Raw genomic sequence first — 17577 nt, 5'->3', positions numbered from 1 at the left:
TAGCTGGCCTGTATTATTTGAGCGCAATCTGAAAAGTGTCTCTGGCGAGACGCTTAAACGTATGTTACAACCGTGCTAACGTCAAAAATCGATAGGCCAAAGGATTATCTGCAGTAACAGGAAAAAACTCATTAGCCTGCTCTTGCCAGTTCGCCTCAGCCAAATAGTCTGGAAAAAACGCATCCCCTGTAGTGTCTAAATCGATTTCGGTCAAATAGAGCCGTGAAGCCAAAGGCAAGCATTGTCGATAAATGTCAGCACCGCCAATAATCATCACTTCGGGTACCGCAGCAACTAATTCTAGTGCAGCTTCAATACTGCTTACCCACTCTACCGGCACGTTGTCTGGTGCAGCTTGACGACTAATCACGATATTACGTCGCCCTGGTAAGGGACGGCCAATCGATTCGAAGGTTTTTCGTCCCATAATTACCGGTTTACCCAAGGTCACCGCTTTAAAGTGTTTTAAATCTGCAGGCAAATGCCAAGGCATCTGATTATTTAAGCCGATCACTCTATTTGCCGCCATAGCGGCAATCATTGCAATTTGCATCAACGCACCTTAACGCTGGTAAATAACTTCAACATCGTAGTCGTCGTCATCAAAATCATCATCATCGTCCAAATCGTCTTCAAGCGACGCAGCCTCTTCATGGTAATCATCCCATTTAAAGGTTACTGGATCGGCAATTTGTTCTGCCGCGACCTCAGCAGGTAACTGCTCAATGTAATTTAGAATTTCTTTGGATAAACGCTCGGTATTTTCACGTGAGGCGGCTGAAATTTTAAAGACTTGGCCGTCCCAATTAAGCGCTTCGGTTACCATCTGGACGATTTCGTCTAGCTCATCTTCTAGTACCAGATCCATTTTATTAAAGACTAACCAACGGGGTTTTGCCGCAAGTTTAGCACTGTATTTATGCAACTCTTGAATAATAGTTTGTGCATTTTCAGCGGGATCAGAGCCATCAGCTGGCAAGACATCAATTACGTGTAATAACAAACGACAACGCTCTAAATGCTTTAAAAATTGGATCCCCAAGCCGGCGCCTTCAGCAGCACCCTCAATTAAGCCAGGGATATCAGCAATAACAAAAGAACGATGCGATTCAACCCGTACCACGCCCAAATTAGGCACCAGTGTCGTAAAAGGATAATCAGCCACTTTGGGCTTAGCAGAGGATACCGCGCGGATCAGTGTCGATTTACCGGCATTGGGTAAACCTAATAACCCAACATCGGCGAGTAATAATAACTCTAACCGTAAGTTACGGATCTCACCAGGGGTGCCATTAGTTTTTTTACGGGGTGTACGGTTGGTGCTAGTGGCAAAACGCGCATTACCTAAACCATGCCAGCCACCTTTAGCAACCATAAGCTTTTTACCGTTTACGGTAAGATCACCGATCACCTCATCGGTATCTACATCAACCGCACGGGTGCCTACGGGTACACGCAATACTAAATCTAAACCACGTTTACCAGTACAGTTTACGCTGCCGCCATTTTCACCGCGTTCCGCTTTGTGGTATTTCTCAAATTGGTAATCAACAAGCGTATTAAGGTTTTCATCAGCTTGCAGATATACGTCACCACCGTCCCCGCCATCACCGCCATTGGGACCGCCCTTGGAAATAAACTTTTCCCGTAAAAAACTGATAATACCATTACCGCCGTCACCGGCTTCAACGCGAATTATCGCTTCATCAACAAACTTCATTAGGTGCGTCCTGATTAACTATGAACTGACTAGACTCTACAATATGTTTAGTATAACGCATGTCTGACAGTGGGGAAAATTTATAAAAAAACCCCGCACAGGGCGGGGTTTTTCTGAAGCCTGTTAGCTTATTCGCTAACAATGCTTACGTATTTGCGGTTGTGCTCGCCTTTAACTTCAAACTGAACTTTACCTTCAGTTAAAGCAAATAACGTGTGGTCTTTGCCCATACCAACATTGCTACCCGCGTGGTATTTAGTTCCACGTTGACGCACGATGATGTTACCGGCTAAAACTGATTCACCACCGAAACGTTTAACACCTAAGCGTTTCGCTTCTGAATCGCGACCGTTACGCGTGCTACCTACACCTTTTTTACTTGCCATGTGTCGATACTCCTATTACGCGCTGATGCTGGTAATTTTCACTTCAGTGAACCACTGGCGGTGGCCCTGCTGTTTGCGTGAATGCTTACGACGACGGAATTTAACGATTTTAATCTTATCGCCACGGCCATGATTGACCACTTCCGCCACTACCTTGCCACCTTCAACTAAAGGTGCGCCAATGTTGATAACTTCGCCGTTAGCGACCATCAACGGGGTAAATTCGATTGTTGCGCCGGTTTCTAAGTCTAGTTTTTCTAGACGAAGAGTTTGACCTTCCGTCACACGGTGCTGTTTGCCACCACTTTGGAAAACCGCGTACATAGTTAACTCCGTACAAAGCACGCCAACGCTTTTTAAATTTAAGGGGCGTGTTAATTCAATTCACAGGGCGCGAATTGTACGCAATTTCCCCCACTGTCGCAAGTACAATTATTAAAAAGATCACCTTCGCGACAAAAGGATCTAGATTTCATTTTTGCCAGCACGCGCAATAGTGTAGAATTGGCCTTATTCAAACACTTAAGCAGTTATAAGCAGATGACGCTTGATGAAATACAACGGCTTTCAGAAGCCGATATGACGGTCGTAAACCAGCATATTTTTTCGCAGCTTAACTCCGACGTTGCCTTAATTAATCAATTAGGCATTTACATTGTGAATAGTGGTGGCAAACGTTTGCGCCCCTTACTCGCCGTACTTGCTGCGCGAGCCTTGGGCTATCAAGGCGACCAACATATTAGTATTGCCGCCATTGTGGAGTTTATTCATACCTCAACGTTATTGCATGATGATGTGGTTGATGAATCAACTTTGCGTCGTGGTAAAGAAACTGCTAATGCGCTGTTTGGCAATCAAGCAAGCGTGCTTGTGGGTGACTTTTTATACAGCCGCTCTTTTCAGATGATGGTCTCCCTCAACAATATGCGGGTTATGCAAGTCCTTGCTGACGCCACTAATATTATTGCTGAAGGCGAAGTGCTACAACTAATGAATGTGAATGATCCAGAGACGACCGAACAAAGTTATATGCAGGTTATTTACTGCAAAACCGCTAAATTGTTTGAAGCCGCTACTCAATTAGCTGCCGTTATCTCTGGTCAAAGCACCGAAGTAGAAGAGGCTATGAAAGCCTATGGTATGCACTTAGGCACCGCATTTCAGTTAATTGATGATGTTTTAGATTATCAAGCAGACGCCAGCGAACTGGGTAAAAATATCGGCGATGATTTGGCTGAAGGTAAGCCCACGCTGCCGTTAATTCATGCCCTCAAACATGGTAATGCGGCTCAGCAACAATTAATACGTGAAGCCATTACAGAAGGCAATGGCATGCAGCATCTGTCCGAGATTATGACCGCGCTACATGAAACAGGCGCCTTTAGCTATACCCGACAAATGGCTCAGCAAGAAGCATTTAAAGCACAGCAGGCGCTCTTGTTGTTACCTGAATCTGAGTTTAAGGCCGCTTTATTCGCACTAGCCGATATCGCAGTTTCCAGAAGCCATTAAAAGATAAACACGCGCTTTTATGGCACTAGTGCGCTTTTTGCTTACATTCTCTTGTGTCAAAAAGCGCTCTAAAAAACATAGAACGTTAATAAAAAAGGCGCTATCAAGCGCCTTTTTAGTGTATAGCACAGAGCAATTACTGCTTATTAACGAACTCTTCACCCAAGGTGATATCCGCTTTCAGCGTAGCAAGCATATCGTGCATAGCTTTTTCTTCAAACGCACTTAAGCTACCGATAGGCAGTAATTTTTCGACACCATTTTTACCAAGCACCAATGGCTGAGCGAAGAAACGGGCGTATTCGCCAGCACCTTCAACGTAGGCATATTCTGTGACCGCTTCGCCTTGTAAACCTTTCACTAACGATATACAGAAACGTGCAGCTGCTTGACCCATTGATAGCGTTGCTGATCCGCCACCCGCTTTAGCTTCAACCACTTCTGTACCGGCATTTTGGATACGTACAGTTAACGCCGCAACTTCTTCATCTGTAAAGCTAACATCAGCCACTTGCGATAATAAAGGAAGAATAGTCGTGCCGCTGTGTCCACCAATAACAGGAACGTTAATGGCAGCAGGGTTTTTACCTTTTAACTCAGCAACGAATGTTTCAGCACGGATCACGTCTAATGTCGTCACACCGAATAAACGACGTGCATCGTAAGTACCTGCTTTCTTAAATACTTCGGCAGCAATAGCGACAGTAGTATTTACTGGGTTAGTAATAATACCCACTAAGGCTTTAGGACACTGTTCAACAATAGCTTCTGCCAGCGTTTTTACCACACCTGCATTAATGTTGAATAAGTCTGAACGATCCATACCTGGCTTACGCGGCATACCCGCTGGGATCATAACAATATCAGCGCCTACTAAAGCGGTGTTCAGATCTTCTTTACCATAACCTGTTACTTTTACTGCAGTAGGAATATGGCTTAAATCAACCGCCACACCTGGGGTAACAGGAGCCAGATCATATAAGGCTAAGTCTGTGCCGGCAGGTAGATCTAATTTTAATAACAGAGACAGTGCCTGACCAATACCACCGGCAGCACCTAATACGGCAACTTTCATGATTCTCTCCAATTTTACAGTTCAGAATGACCGCGCCAACAATACTTAAATAGCGCCCAAAATACAAATATCTTACGCCTAAAGTCTATGTCTATCGCTGTCTCATGTTATTGCCAGCAATACCATTGTTTGCATGAGACCGCGCTATTTCTCGGCAGGCTATTTTACCTCAGCCACTGCAATGTTGCGTTAAATTTGTTAGTATCACGATATATCTTCCCCATTTGAACAAAACATATGACAAAACAAAGCCGCCAAGAAGCCTTGATCAACGCGTTTAAAGCGCTGTTAAAAACGGAGAGCTTTAGTTCACAAGGTGAAATTGTAGATGCATTAAAAAATGAAGGCTTCGATAATGTAAGCCAGTCCAAAGTTTCAAGAATGCTCAGCAAATACGGCGCGGTTCGCACCCGTAATGCTCGACAAGAAATGGTGTATACCTTACCACCAGAATTAGGTGTGCCTACCACCAAAAGTCCACTGCGTCAGCTGGTGCTCGATATTGAACACAATGATGTGATGATCATTATTCGTACCAGTCCAGGTGCTGCCCAATTAATAGCTCGTTTATTGGATTCAGTTGGCAAAGCGGAAGGTGTTCTTGGGACTATTGCGGGTGACGATACCATTTTCATCGCGCCCATTAGTGTAAAAAATATCAACTTTACCTTGCAAAAAGTAACCGAACTATTTGAGAAGGTCTGATGTAGTCGAAGCAAACTCACCTCGCGCTGCGGCTTCAATGTAACTTAAAGAAGGCACAAAAAAGGCAGCAGCCAAATCGATTCGACAGAAATCTAATAGGCTATCGTAGATCCTTGGCTGTGTTAATCCCAATCGATGTTGCCATTGCTTTGTAAAGGCTTGACTGTCAGCACTAAAACTAAGCTGCAACGAACCTTGCTGCTTTAAGGTTGCAAAGGGCATATTTTGTTGTAACAGACTATACTCCCCGCCTTGTGTTGCCAGACAACAGGCATAATGACTCGATTCATCAATAGTGTCGCCAGCGATAGCCTTACCATCAATTTTTCGATACCCCATAATCTCTTCTTGCTGCGTCGTGTTCAATTGTAACCAATGTTTTTGATCCAACACTAAACGGTGAAAATGCAAATAGCTACTACCCGCAAACCGGGTAGACCGAGCATCCTCTACCAAAGCAACTTGACGACGACGAAGACCACGAGGATTGAAAGGAACATCTAAAAAGCCAGTAAGTTGGCGCCCGTCCAAGTATCGAAAACTGCTAAGGTGCTCTACCACTTCTACGTTGGGAATAATCAGCTGATAGATTTGTTGCAGGACTATATGAATAACATCCAATCGATCTGAACGTACCTGAATTAATAAATCGACGGTACTGTGCTGAACACTAAAATATTCAGACTGACTTTCCGGAAACGCTTGTAAACCATCAGGCCGATGCCAAGGATAGAGATGATCCCAATAGTGACTACTAACCGCTACAATACCGGTTAGCATTGCTTCAGAAAAGTGCTCCGAAAGCCGTTGCAGCATTTGCGGTATGCGCGCTAATTTTTGTCGCAGCATGGCTTCTTGACCATCTAAGGCATTGCATAGCAAATAACTGCCATGTAAGTTAGCTTCTGCGCAAATACCTAATTGTTCACGTGCCATGCCATTCCTTGTTGGTAAAAAGAACACAACTTAGTATAACGCTATTTCAATGTAAGCTTAATCCCCTATAAGTTTGTGAGATATCTCGCACAAATGATGTAGTCAGAACGTATTTTATCACATTACAAAACATAAAGTTTAAAATTAAATAATTGATAATAAACGATAAAAGTTAAATATCTCAATCTTACAATCTTATGACAGCGGTAAGATTTCGCTGACACATGATCCTAAACCGTCAAAATAGCGGATAATTATTCCATCGAAGCACAACAGTTGCTCGATAGCTGACAGGATGCCAGCTTACGTATGGATAAGCAAACCCGCAGGATGGTGGGGAGTACAAAAGGATTTAACACAAGCACGGAATGCTTATGGACACCTTCATGACGAAGATGGCTCTGCAGGATGAATGAGCACTAAAGGATTGCCTCGGATGGCGACATTTTTAATCAGTAACACAAGGCAGTGTTATGAGGTTAACAGGATGACCTTGTTAAGGATAACATCAAATGGAACACTGGATGGAACCAGTATCAAGGACTGAAAAAAGGATTGATGTTTATTGCTTTGCTAAAGGATGGCAGCAAGTAGGGATACATCACTTAGCATGATGCTAAGAGCAAGGATATCTGGCTAGGACAGCCCGCATAACGGGATGTTATGTTTAATGGATAGCTGCTATGGATGGCAAATGCAATGGATGATGCATTCTCATGATGGCCGCGTAGTTTGCGGCCAACACCTTCTTCCCGCCAATGCTTTTACAAACCTTACTTTTCCTTTCTTTTTGTATCATAAATACGAATAGGATAATCCCTTTACTCGCTACTCCAAATAGACACTCCAACTAGGTACTCCAACATTAGCCATGTGCGCTTCTTTAACCCTGTAACGTATAAAACAGCTAAAGAGTATCCCCGTCATTCATCCTTGCTCTACCCTTATTTACGGCTGCACCACTACGCAGTAAGCGCATCAGATCGCAACGCCAATATACAGAAACCTAAAATAGTTGCCAAAAAAAAGCCCCAGAACACAAGGCTATGGGGCGTCAGAATAAGACAAAGGACAAGGATAGACGTTTGGTGGTACTGGTTTAGTATTGGCTAGCGGTTATCGGAGAAACACTGGCCGCCAATACTGGCTCCCGGAGAGCGCCACCGACACTCTCCAGGCTGCTTACTTTACTGAAGCAACGAACTCAGGATAGGCTTCAATACCACACTCAGAGCTGTCAACACCTTCGTATTCTGCTTCTTCACTTACGCGAATACCCATCACTAGCTTCAGCACATACCATACAATAAAGCTTGTTCCGAACACCCAAATAAAGATTGTTGCAGCACCAATAATTTGCCCTACAAAGGTACTATCACTATTCGTTAACGGCACAAGTAATAAGCCGAATAAGCCGACAACACCGTGTACCGAAATAGCCCCTACAGGATCATCAATTTTTACTTTATCCAGCGCTAAAATTGATGCCACGACAATAACGCCAGCAATAGCACCAAACAGAGTTGCTTGTAATGGTGTCGGTGTTGAAGGCTCAGCCGTGATAGCCACTAAACCTGCTAAAGCGCCGTTTAATGCCATCGTTAAGTCTGCTTTACGGAATAACACAACCGACATAATTAACGCTGCAACCGCACCAGCAGCAGCCGCCGCATTGGTATTTAAGAACACTACCGCGACACTGTGTGCGTTGGCAATATCCCCTAATTTCAATACAGAGCCGCCGTTAAAACCAAACCAGCCCATCCACAAAATTAAAGTGCCTAAGGCTGCTAATGGCATGTTGGCACCTGGAATAGCATTGACTTTACCGTCTTTGGTGTATTTGCCTTTACGGGCACCTAATAAAATAACACCCGCTAACGCCGCTGCTGCACCCGCCATATGTACAATGCCTGAGCCAGCAAAGTCAGAGAAACCTAAATCGCCAAGGCTGTATAAACCAAATACGTCTTTACCGCCCCACGTCCATGAACCTTCCATCGGATAGATAAAGCCGGTCATTACTACGGCGAAGGCCAAAAACGCCCATAACTTCATACGCTCTGCAACCGCACCAGACACAATCGACATGGCTGTAGCGACAAACACCACTTGGAAGAAGAAGTCTGATGCTCCCGAGTACACTGAGTCACCCGTAAAATCATTTTGTTCTGCAAACGAAGCTAAAGTGGCATCAACATCAATGTCAGCAATACCTTGCAGGAAGAGACCACCGTCGTACATAAAATAGTAACCACACACTAAATACATAATGCAGGCAATTGAATACAACGCGACGTTTTTGGTCAGAATTTCTGTAGTATTTTTGGCACGCACTAAACCGGCTTCTAACATAGAGAAACCCGCAGCCATCCACATCACTAACACCCCACACATTAAAAAGTAGAAGGTGTCCATGGCAAACTGTAAATGATAAATTTGTTCTTGCATAATCAAGGCTCCTTAAATCGCTTCTGCGTCGGTTTCGCCGGTACGGATCCGGACGGCCTGTTCGAGGTCGTAAACAAAAATTTTGCCATCGCCAATACGGCCGGTATACGCCGCTTTTTGGATCGCTTCGAGCAAACGTTCAACCTGATCATCTTGCGTAGCAATTTCCAGTTTCACTTTAGGAAGGAAATCGACCTGATACTCTGCTCCACGATATAATTCGGTGTGGCCTTTTTGCCGGCCAAAGCCTTTTACTTCTGTTACCGTTAAACCTTCTACCCCAATGTCCGCGATGGCTTCACGAACATCATCCAGTTTGAACGGCTTGATGATGGCACAAACAAGCTTCATGATGGTTTTCCTTATCGAGTAATTTTTGTAATCGCCAATTTATATAAGAAAACCTTGTGCCAACATTTTTAATCAATAAATATCAATAACTTAGATAAAAGCACGAATAGCTGACGAAAAAAAACGCACTAATATAGTGCGTTTTTCCCTTAGTCAGTGCAGCTTATGTTGCTAAAAAATCTTGCCAGGCTTGCACTAATAGCAGCAAATCAGCTAGACCACATTCGCTTTCAAGTAGATGTTCGTCTAGCTGTAAATCGGCATCAGCGAGTTGCTCAGGCAATTCAAAGTGCTCAGTCGACAACAACGTATTGTGGCATATCCTCACTTCTTGCTGCTGCACCAGTAAACTGTACTCCCGCCCCAGATATTGCCAATCCTCAAAAGGTGTCATCGCACTTAGCTTAGCGATCAGTGGCTGATAACTGGCTTTATTGTGCTCGAATTCATCCATCAGAAAATGCTGCAGTGCCGCTTGCTCAGAAGCTAAAGCCAGCCGATAACGGCGATTATCTCGATCATATAGAAATTCGTACTCCATACGCTGCCTCCTCATCCATTGTGTTTAGCCATCTGCTTTGGCGCACGAGATCGCTTAAACACTTCGGCATCGCCTAAAACAAAAACGCCTGCACAAGGCAGGCGTTTTACCATTATCGCGCGTTTAAACCGCTTGTTGAATAATCACATTATCCGCTTTTTTGGTGTATTGCGGCATCTTGTGGAAATTCAAATAACGATAGGTATCCGCAGCTGTCGCATCAATTTGCTTAGCAAATTCCATGTACTCTGCAACCGTTGGTAACTTACCGATAATAGAAGCCACTGCTGCTAATTCAGCTGACGCCAAGTAAACATCGGCACCCTGACCTAAACGGTTAGGGAAGTTACGGGTTGAGGTAGAAACAACCGTTGAGTTCTCAGCAACCCGAGCCTGGTTACCCATACAAAGTGAACAACCTGGCATCTCAGTGCGCGCGCCCACTTTACCGAAAATACTGTAGTAGCCTTCTTCGGTTAACTGTGCTTGATCCATCTTCGTTGGTGGTGCGATCCACAAACGCGTTGGCAACTGGCCTTTGTATTTATCTAACAGTTTACCGGCAGCACGGAAGTGGCCGATATTTGTCATACAAGAACCGATGAAGACTTCATCGATTTTGTCGCCAGCAACTTGAGACAGTAAACGGGCATCATCAGGATCGTTAGGTGCACACAGCACAGGCTCTTTAATGTCAGCCAGATCGATTTCGATAACCTCGGTGTACTCGGCGTCCGCATCGGCTTCCATTAACTTAGGATCTTTTAACCACGCCTGCATCGCGTTGATACGACGCTCAATAGTACGTACATCGCCGTAACCTTCAGCGATCATCCACTTCAGCATGACGATATTCGATTCTAAGTACTCGGCAATAGAGGCTTCTGACAGCTTGATAGAGCAACCAGCAGCAGAACGTTCTGCCGACGCATCTGATAACTCGAATGCTTGCTCAACCGTTAAGTTTGGTAAACCTTCAATTTCCAGAATACGGCCAGAGAAAATGTTCTTCTTGCCTTTCTTATCAACGGTTAACAACCCTTTTTGAATGGCAACATAAGGAATTGCATGCACTAAATCACGTAGCGTGATACCAGGCTGCATCTCGCCTTTAAAGCGCACTAATACCGATTCTGGCATATCCAGTGGCATAACGCCCGTCGCAGCGGCAAACGCTACTAAACCTGAACCCGCTGGGAACGAAATACCAATGGGGAAACGGGTGTGTGAGTCTCCGCCGGTACCTACGGTATCAGGCAGCAACATACGGTTTAACCAGCTATGGATAATACCATCGCCTGGACGCAACGAGACACCGCCACGGTTCATAATAAAGTCAGGTAGCGTATGGTGGGTATCTACGTCTACTGGCTTAGGATAAGCCGCCGTGTGACAGAAAGATTGCATGGTTAAATCGGCAGAGAACCCTAAACAGGCTAAATCTTTTAACTCATCACGCGTCATTGGGCCTGTAGTATCTTGTGAACCTACGGTGGTCATGCGTGGCTCACAGTAAGTACCTGGACGCACACCTTTAACGCCACAGGCCTTACCAACCATTTTCTGCGCCAGCGTAAAGCCTTTGCCTGAATCAACTTTGGCTTGTGGACGGCGGAATTTGTCTGAATGCCCAAAACCTAAAAACTCACGAGCACGATCGGTTAAACCACGGCCGATAATTAATGGAATACGGCCACCGGCGCGTACTTCATCAATTAATACATCAGTTGCTAAGGTAAATTCGGCTAACACTTCGCCTGTACCATGACGCACGATTTTGCCTTCGAACGGCAGAATGTCGATCACATCGCCCATTTCCAGCTTGCTAACGTCGACTTCAATCGGCAGTGCACCTGAATCTTCCATGGTGTTGAAGAAGATAGGCGCAATTTTACCGCCTAACACAAAACCACCGCCGCGTTTGTTTGGTACGAAAGGAATATCGTCACCCATAAACCACAACACAGAGTTAGTGGCTGATTTACGTGATGACCCCGTACCCACTACGTCACCCACATAAGCCAGTGGGAAACCTTTTTCTTTCAGGGCTTCTAACTGCTTAATTGGACCAACAGTACCTGGCTGATCTGGGTTAATGCCTTCACGGCTGTTTTTCAGCATGGCTAAGGCATGCAGAGGAATATCTGGGCGTGACCATGCATCAGGGGCTGGCGATAAATCGTCTGTATTGGTTTCACCTGATACTTTGAATACCGTCACAGTGATTTTTTCCGCTAACGCAGGTTTGGCTTCAAACCACTCGGCATCGGCCCAGCTTTGCACAACTTGCTTGGCAAACACATTACCGGCATCAGCTTTTTCGGTTACATCATGGAAAGCATCAAAAATCAGCAGAGTGTGCGACAGAGCTTTAGCAGCAATTGGCGCTAATTTTTCATGGTCTAGCAGGCTGATTAATGGCTGAATGTTATAGCCACCCATCATGGTGCCTAACAATTCGGTAGCATATTCCGGGCTAATCAGGCTGCTAGTGACTTCACCATTGGCTAATGCGGTTAAAAAACCCGCTTTGACATAGGCAGCTTCGTCTACACCCGGCGGTACACGATTAACCAATAAATCTAAAATAAATTCTTCTTCACCTTTAGTTGGGTTTTTCAGCAGCTCAACTAAGGCAGCAACTTGCTCAGCATTTAAGGGTTTTGCCGGGATACCCTGGGTGGCGCGTTCTGCCACGTGTTCACGATATTCTTGTAGCACAGTAATGTCCTCTAGGTCGTTGCTTGCAGTCTGGTCACTGCAACGTCATTCTGGTGAATGAATGTAGGTAATTATAAGAAAGTTCAAGTGAAAAGCCTATTAGCGTTATACCTGACCTACTTATACTGGTTATAAGTTTGCTGAATACAAAGAGCCAGACATGATATTTTTATTTATAGTGGTCTGACCAACGCAAATAAAAAAGCTGCCGCGTCATCGGGCCAAATACACAGATCCCGTTTAACGCTGCAGCCGCAGTGTAGCAGAAATAGGCTAACTTTGCCTGCTCTGCTTAGCTTACCAAATTTTTACGCGCTGTTCAGGCGGTAAATACATGGCATCACCCTCTTTAATATCAAAAGCGGTGTAAAACTCAGGGATATTCGGTAACACCCCAATAACCCGGTAGTGCGCCGGAGAGTGTGGACCCGTGCTTAACTGGCGACGTAAAGCTTCTTCGCGGAATTTTGTACGCCAAATTTGTGCCCAGCTAATAAAGAAACGTTGCTCACCGGTGAAACCATCTAATACTGGCGCTGGTTGGCCGGCCAGTGACAATTGATAAGCTTTAAGCGCAACAGTCATACCGCCTAAGTCGCCAATATTTTCGCCTAATGCCACGGCACCATTTACGTTAACACCTGGAAGTGGCTCAAAACGATTGTACTGGCCAATTAACTTAGCCCCACGCGCTTGGAATTGCGCTTTATCTTGTTCTGTCCACCAATTACGCAGATTACCATTACCATCGTATTTCGCGCCTTGATCATCAAAACCATGACCAATCTCGTGACCGATGACCGCACCAATACCGCCGTAGTTTACCGCATCATCCGCTGCCATATTAAAGAACGGCGGTTGTAAAATCGCTGCAGGGAACACGATTTCGTTGTTTACAGGATTGTAATAGGCGTTCACCGTTTGCGGGGTCATAAACCACTCGCCTTTATCGATGGGTTTGCCTAACTTGCTTACCATTTCATCGTAACCCCAGTGACTGGCACGAATAAAATTACCCACTAAATCATCGGCTTTAATTTCTAATGTTGAGTAGTCTTTCCACTTATCAGGATACCCAATTTTAGGGGTAAACTTGCTCAGTTTTTCTTGTGCTGCAATTTTCGTCTCAGCACTCATCCATTCCAGCTCGTTGATAGACACTTCGTAGGCTTTGATTACATTCGCCACTAACACTTCCATCCGCGCTTTTGCTTCTGGCGAGAAATGACGTTCAACGTATAATTTGCCCGTTAATTCGCCTAATACTTGATCTGAAGCATCCACTGCACGCTTCCAACGTGGCTGCTGTTCTTGAATACCACTTAAGGTAGTGCCGTAGAAAGCAAAACGGCGATCGGCAAAATTACTGCTTAGTTTATCGGCGTAACTGTTGATAGTTTTGCTGGTTAAATAATCCTGCCATGCCACCAGATCCGTTGCCGCAACCACTTTCGCCAAGCCTTCAAAATAACTGGGTTGACGCACGATAACATCAGCTAAGTTGTCTAATTTTACGCCCGAGGCAAAAGCGGTCCAATCAAAATCCCCTACCAGCGTATTGAGTTCGGCTGTGGTCATTTTGTTATAGGTTTTATCTGCGTTACGGCTATCTAAACGCGTCCAATGATGCTCTGCTAAGGCTTTTTCTAGGTTATATACCCGTTCAGCAGCCGCAGCTGGCTCAGCGTGTCCGGCTAGCGTAAACATATCGGTTAAATAGGTTTTATAGGCGTTGATAATGGCAATCGACGCGTCGTCTTCGTTAAAGTAATAATCTCTGTCTGGTAAACCCAAGCCACCTTGACTTAAATAAACGGCATACTCAGTAGAATTTTTAGCATCGTTATTAACAAACCAACCAAAGGGTATCGCAATACCATCACGCTGTAAGCTCGCAAATAAAGCAGGTAACTGTGCTTTATCGGTAAGGGCCACTATTGCATTTAACTGCGCGGCTAAAGGCGACAAGCCCTTTTGCTCAATAGTTGCTTCATCCATAAAGCTGTTATAAAAACTACCCAGCTTTTGCTCATCAGAGCCTGCAACTAAATCGGTACGGGCGGCCACTTCATCAATAATATCTTTAACCGCTTGCTGTGAGCGATCGGCTAACAAGTGGAAAGAGCCATAGGTTGCTTTATCAGCTGGAATTTCAGTGTCGGCAAGCCACTTACCGTTAATGGCTAAGAAAAAGTCCTGACCAAAGGCGACGCTTTGATCAAAATACTGCGTATCAACACCTGAGACCAGTGCTGCTTGCTGTGTAGGGGCAGCTTGCTCTGCCACCGTGTTTGTTGTAGCAGAAGACTCAGGCTTGCTACAGGCCGAGAGGCTCAGTGCAATAGCAACGGCTGTCGCCACCAAGGTCATTTTTTTCATTGTTATTTCCTATTATACGTGTTGATGTGAGCTATTTATTCAATCTTACGCCCTTGACAGAGCCTTGCCAAACTCACTGTGAGGTAAAGTTGTAACAAGGTATTAAGACTTAAATACCTTGTTACAGCAAATGCCTATATTCTTGAGGGTAAATTTACTTAATCTAAGTAACTTGCCTGTTCCCCATGCTCAAAAATAATATTCGCCCGCCCAACTAATAGTGGATCGGGTGCAACTACTACGGCAAGATCTTTATTGGGATAAGGCAGTTGTTGCAGCACATAGCGCATCGCATTTAATCTAGCCCGTTTTTTGCAATCTGATTTAATCACCGTCCACGTGGCATAGTCAGTGTCTGTGCAAGCAAACATCTGTTCTTTAGCTTGCGTGTAAGCATCCCATTTATTTAATGACGCAAGGTCAACTGGACTTAATTTCCATTGCTTTAAAGGATGTGCTTCTCGTTCAGTAAAGCGACGCCGTTGCTCTTCTTGGCTAACGGAGAACCATAGTTTTATTAGATGAATGCCACTTTGTACCAAATGGCGTTCAAATTCAGGCACTTGCAGTAAAAATGATTGATACTCCTCATCTGAGCAAAATCCCATAACACGCTCAACACCTGCTCGATTGTACCAAGAGCGATCAAACAGTAAAATTTCACCTTTAGTGGGTAACTGGGCAACGTAACGTTGAAAATACCATTGACCTTTTTCTACTTCGCTGGGCTTTTCCAAAGCGACCACTCTGGCACCACGCGGATTTAAATGCTCCATAAAACGTTTAATAGTCCCGCCCTTGCCGGCGGCATCACGCCCTTCGAAAAGAACAACCACACGTTGTCCGGTTTCTTTAACCCAGCGTTGCATTTTCAACAGCTCTACTTGCAAATGGTATTTCTGCTGCTCATAGCTTTTTCGGCTTAAACGGTTTTTATAAGGATATCCGCCGTCCCGCCAATCTACTGCCAACAGCTGATCAGATTTAAGACGACGAGATTCTGTTTGAACGGGCTCACCTTTGTTCAAGGCTTTACTTAATTGCGATAAATCATCTGGAGATATACCCTCCAACATTGCCAGCAAATGTGCCGATAGCTGATGCATATCACCCGCCGCATGAGCTGCAATAATATTTTCAACTACTGCAACCTTGGCGTTTTGGCTGGCATTAAGTCTTTCATTAACACGCTCTTGTTCAGGATCTTGAATAAGAGCCTCACTAATAGGCTGTTCTTTTTTCATATGCACTCCATCATTAGCGTGGTTACTGCTCCGGGCACTGGTAGCAGCTTGGCGCCCTTGGACAGCGACCGCCTCTGGTACAAATTAGTTGCGCTGGCTTCGTCATACTGCGACTGACCCAGTTAATATTGAGAATATTGGCGACCCGCTTTAATGTACTTTGAATACTCTGTGGCACCGTAGCGGCGCCACCGTATTGGATACAGCGGGTTTTCATCTCCTGTGCCATGCTAGCGGCATCAATACCTTGTGCTGTAATTGCCTGATTTAAATCAATCCCTGCACAAAGAACATGATTGTTACCCGCCAAATCTTTAACCTTGGTCGATTCGCAGCAATAAATTCTAGGCTCTCCGTTTACATCTAGCAGTGAAAGCTGCGCTGAGCTACCAACGTCTTTTACATCAAACATGCGAAACACCGCCCAGTGTTGACAAGGATCAGTGACTTGCCGCATATTGCCCCAAGGCAACGGAATACCATTCCCTCGATAGACAGCTTTTAACTTCCCTGGACTGTAAGCATCAAAATAGTGCCAATGTGGATAAGGCGATACTGCTGTCATCCGCCGCATCGCAACGGATGCTGAAACTTCTGCTTGTAAATGACTGGCAATCTCATAACCACGTCGTTCTAATAATTGCCGAAACGCTTGCTTTGGGCACAATAAGGCGCCAGCAAAAAAACTGGATTCAAAATCACGCCAAGCATGCAAAACATCTTGCGGCGCCATGCTCCCATAATCAGTAAACACATCATCATGGGCGCCGCCTACCGCCATTGAGCTTTTTACACCATCTTTGTTATGAAGTACGGCATGGCCAATATGCACCGCTAATTCATATTTCAGTCGCGTAGGCCACTGCTGTAAAATATGATTTAAAAATAGCGTTTTGGGCGGGGTAAAATAGGAAGTACCAATATTTTGTGATATCACGCCTAACTCATCTAAAATTTCTCGCGGAGCCTCTTCATACCAGCGAATGGTTAAACCCAGCTGTTTGGCAATTTGAAGTAAATCGTCTACCGATAATGGTAAACGTTTTAACCCGATCTCTTCAGCGGCACGCTCTAACTCAGGAAAGTGATTTTGATGATGCTCTTGGTGTGCGCGAATCAATAACTGTGCAAATTGCCGACCACTGGTGCCGGTTTGTGCTAGAAGCTCAGGAATGGCGATTTGTAAAATGTCGGTATTAAATAGAAAACTGGGTTCCAATGGCATGCCGTTAAGCCCGCCTTTACTCTGTTTGGGCAATACTAGATCTTGCTCTTCCGCTTCACTATCTAAAAACCACCCCAGCTCTTTTTGAAATACTTGGGCAATCACTTCCAGCATCTCAACACTGGGAACTCGCTTACCACGTTCAATCATAGACAAATACGATACAGAAGGTGCCGCTTCTGGGTTTAAGCGAACACAGCGTGTAGATAAGTCTTCTATAGTTAAATTATTACGTTTTCTCAAATTTCTTATCTTTGTACCAAGAAAATGTGATTTACGTAGCAGGCTTTTGTTTATTTTCATTTTGTAAAATTCACACTGTAAAATTTTT

At 44.7% G+C, this 17577-nt stretch carries 15 protein-coding genes; 2 read left to right on the top strand and 13 right to left on the bottom strand.

Features of this window, described 5'->3' with window-relative positions; translation table 11 throughout:
- Nucleotides 1-64: 64 nt before the first annotated feature.
- The 4 genes from folA to rplU all read right to left on the bottom strand — a co-directional run bounded on the left by folA (nt 65) and on the right by rplU (nt 2430).
- Nucleotides 65-553 (bottom strand): type 3 dihydrofolate reductase, encoded by a 489-nt coding sequence (gene folA, locus IE070_RS05070; protein WP_189481123.1) that lies wholly within the window; start codon nt 551-553, stop codon nt 65-67.
- A 9-nt stretch (nt 554-562) separates the two neighbouring features.
- The gene (gene cgtA, locus IE070_RS05065) at nt 563-1720 is read right to left on the bottom strand and encodes an Obg family GTPase CgtA (protein ID WP_189481121.1); all 1158 of its coding nucleotides are present in this window, start codon (nt 1718-1720) and stop codon (nt 563-565) included.
- A gap of 128 nt (nt 1721-1848) precedes the next feature.
- Nucleotides 1849-2106 (bottom strand): 50S ribosomal protein L27, encoded by a 258-nt coding sequence (gene rpmA / locus IE070_RS05060; protein ID WP_189481118.1) that lies wholly within the window; start codon nt 2104-2106, stop codon nt 1849-1851.
- Nucleotides 2107-2121: 15 nt separating this feature from the next.
- A complete protein-coding gene (gene rplU, locus IE070_RS05055; RefSeq protein ID WP_189481116.1) occupies nt 2122-2430 on the bottom strand; it encodes a 50S ribosomal protein L21 in 309 nt (102 codons plus the stop codon).
- A 216-nt stretch (nt 2431-2646) separates the two neighbouring features.
- On the opposite strand from rplU, the gene ispB reads away from it, so the two are divergent.
- On the top strand, nt 2647-3618 hold the full coding sequence (gene ispB / locus IE070_RS05050) for an octaprenyl diphosphate synthase (RefSeq protein ID WP_189481114.1): 972 nt from the start codon (nt 2647-2649) through the stop codon (nt 3616-3618).
- 136 nt (nt 3619-3754) lie between these two features.
- On the opposite strand, the gene mdh is transcribed toward ispB, so the two are convergent.
- Nucleotides 3755-4693 (bottom strand): malate dehydrogenase, encoded by a 939-nt coding sequence (gene mdh / locus IE070_RS05045; protein WP_189481111.1) that lies wholly within the window; start codon nt 4691-4693, stop codon nt 3755-3757.
- A gap of 237 nt (nt 4694-4930) precedes the next feature.
- Between mdh and argR the strand changes: the two genes are divergently transcribed.
- Complete coding sequence (gene argR / locus IE070_RS05040) at nt 4931-5398, top strand: transcriptional regulator ArgR (protein WP_189481109.1); 468 nt, start codon at nt 4931-4933, stop codon at nt 5396-5398.
- Here the strand turns inward: argR and IE070_RS05035 are convergent.
- The 8 genes from IE070_RS05035 to IE070_RS05000 all read right to left on the bottom strand — a co-directional run bounded on the left by IE070_RS05035 (nt 5381) and on the right by IE070_RS05000 (nt 17549).
- Complete coding sequence (locus tag IE070_RS05035) at nt 5381-6334, bottom strand: Dyp-type peroxidase (RefSeq protein WP_189481107.1); 954 nt, start codon at nt 6332-6334, stop codon at nt 5381-5383. The genes argR and IE070_RS05035 overlap by 18 nt on opposite strands.
- A gap of 1182 nt (nt 6335-7516) precedes the next feature.
- The gene (gene amtB / locus IE070_RS05030; RefSeq protein WP_189481105.1) at nt 7517-8785 is read right to left on the bottom strand and encodes an ammonium transporter AmtB; all 1269 of its coding nucleotides are present in this window, start codon (nt 8783-8785) and stop codon (nt 7517-7519) included.
- A 12-nt stretch (nt 8786-8797) separates the two neighbouring features.
- Nucleotides 8798-9136: a P-II family nitrogen regulator gene (glnK, locus tag IE070_RS05025; RefSeq protein WP_008609277.1), complete on the bottom strand. Its 339-nt coding sequence runs from the start codon at nt 9134-9136 to the stop codon at nt 8798-8800.
- A 163-nt stretch (nt 9137-9299) separates the two neighbouring features.
- Nucleotides 9300-9677, bottom strand: coding sequence for a YacL family protein (locus tag IE070_RS05020; protein WP_189481103.1), 378 nt, complete (start codon nt 9675-9677; stop codon nt 9300-9302).
- A 123-nt stretch (nt 9678-9800) separates the two neighbouring features.
- Nucleotides 9801-12398: a bifunctional aconitate hydratase 2/2-methylisocitrate dehydratase gene (acnB, locus tag IE070_RS05015; RefSeq protein WP_189481102.1), complete on the bottom strand. Its 2598-nt coding sequence runs from the start codon at nt 12396-12398 to the stop codon at nt 9801-9803.
- Nucleotides 12399-12695: 297 nt separating this feature from the next.
- Nucleotides 12696-14777 (bottom strand): M13 family metallopeptidase, encoded by a 2082-nt coding sequence (locus IE070_RS05010; RefSeq protein ID WP_189481100.1) that lies wholly within the window; start codon nt 14775-14777, stop codon nt 12696-12698.
- Between the two features lie 158 nt (nt 14778-14935).
- Nucleotides 14936-16021 carry a polyphosphate kinase 2 gene (gene ppk2 / locus IE070_RS05005; protein WP_189481098.1) on the bottom strand — a complete coding sequence of 362 codons (1086 nt, stop codon included), beginning with the start codon at nt 16019-16021 and terminating at the stop codon, nt 14936-14938.
- 22 nt (nt 16022-16043) lie between these two features.
- The gene (locus IE070_RS05000; RefSeq protein WP_189481097.1) at nt 16044-17549 is read right to left on the bottom strand and encodes a DUF3612 domain-containing protein; all 1506 of its coding nucleotides are present in this window, start codon (nt 17547-17549) and stop codon (nt 16044-16046) included.
- Nucleotides 17550-17577: the final 28 nt, after the last annotated feature.

This window comes from Alishewanella tabrizica (genome assembly GCF_014652375.1).
Lineage (GTDB): Bacteria > Pseudomonadota > Gammaproteobacteria > Enterobacterales > Alteromonadaceae > Alishewanella > Alishewanella tabrizica.
This window is presented reverse-complemented; position numbering and strand designations above follow the sequence as displayed.

Coding starts and splice junctions, on each gene's coding strand:
- ispB (WP_189481114.1), top strand. CDS start 2,647: ATGACGCTTGATGAAATACAACGGCTTTCAGAAGCCGATATGACGGTC.
- glnK (WP_008609277.1), bottom strand. CDS start 9,136: ATGAAGCTTGTTTGTGCCATCATCAAGCCGTTCAAACTGGATGATGTT.
- argR (WP_189481109.1), top strand. CDS start 4,931: ATGACAAAACAAAGCCGCCAAGAAGCCTTGATCAACGCGTTTAAAGCG.
- amtB (WP_189481105.1), bottom strand. CDS start 8,785: ATGCAAGAACAAATTTATCATTTACAGTTTGCCATGGACACCTTCTAC.
- IE070_RS05010 (WP_189481100.1), bottom strand. CDS start 14,777: ATGAAAAAAATGACCTTGGTGGCGACAGCCGTTGCTATTGCACTGAGC.
- rpmA (WP_189481118.1), bottom strand. CDS start 2,106: ATGGCAAGTAAAAAAGGTGTAGGTAGCACGCGTAACGGTCGCGATTCA.
- mdh (WP_189481111.1), bottom strand. CDS start 4,693: ATGAAAGTTGCCGTATTAGGTGCTGCCGGTGGTATTGGTCAGGCACTG.
- folA (WP_189481123.1), bottom strand. CDS start 553: ATGCAAATTGCAATGATTGCCGCTATGGCGGCAAATAGAGTGATCGGC.
- cgtA (WP_189481121.1), bottom strand. CDS start 1,720: ATGAAGTTTGTTGATGAAGCGATAATTCGCGTTGAAGCCGGTGACGGC.
- IE070_RS05000 (WP_189481097.1), bottom strand. CDS start 17,549: ATGAAAATAAACAAAAGCCTGCTACGTAAATCACATTTTCTTGGTACA.
- IE070_RS05035 (WP_189481107.1), bottom strand. CDS start 6,334: ATGGCACGTGAACAATTAGGTATTTGCGCAGAAGCTAACTTACATGGC.
- ppk2 (WP_189481098.1), bottom strand. CDS start 16,021: ATGAAAAAAGAACAGCCTATTAGTGAGGCTCTTATTCAAGATCCTGAA.
- rplU (WP_189481116.1), bottom strand. CDS start 2,430: ATGTACGCGGTTTTCCAAAGTGGTGGCAAACAGCACCGTGTGACGGAA.
- IE070_RS05020 (WP_189481103.1), bottom strand. CDS start 9,677: ATGGAGTACGAATTTCTATATGATCGAGATAATCGCCGTTATCGGCTG.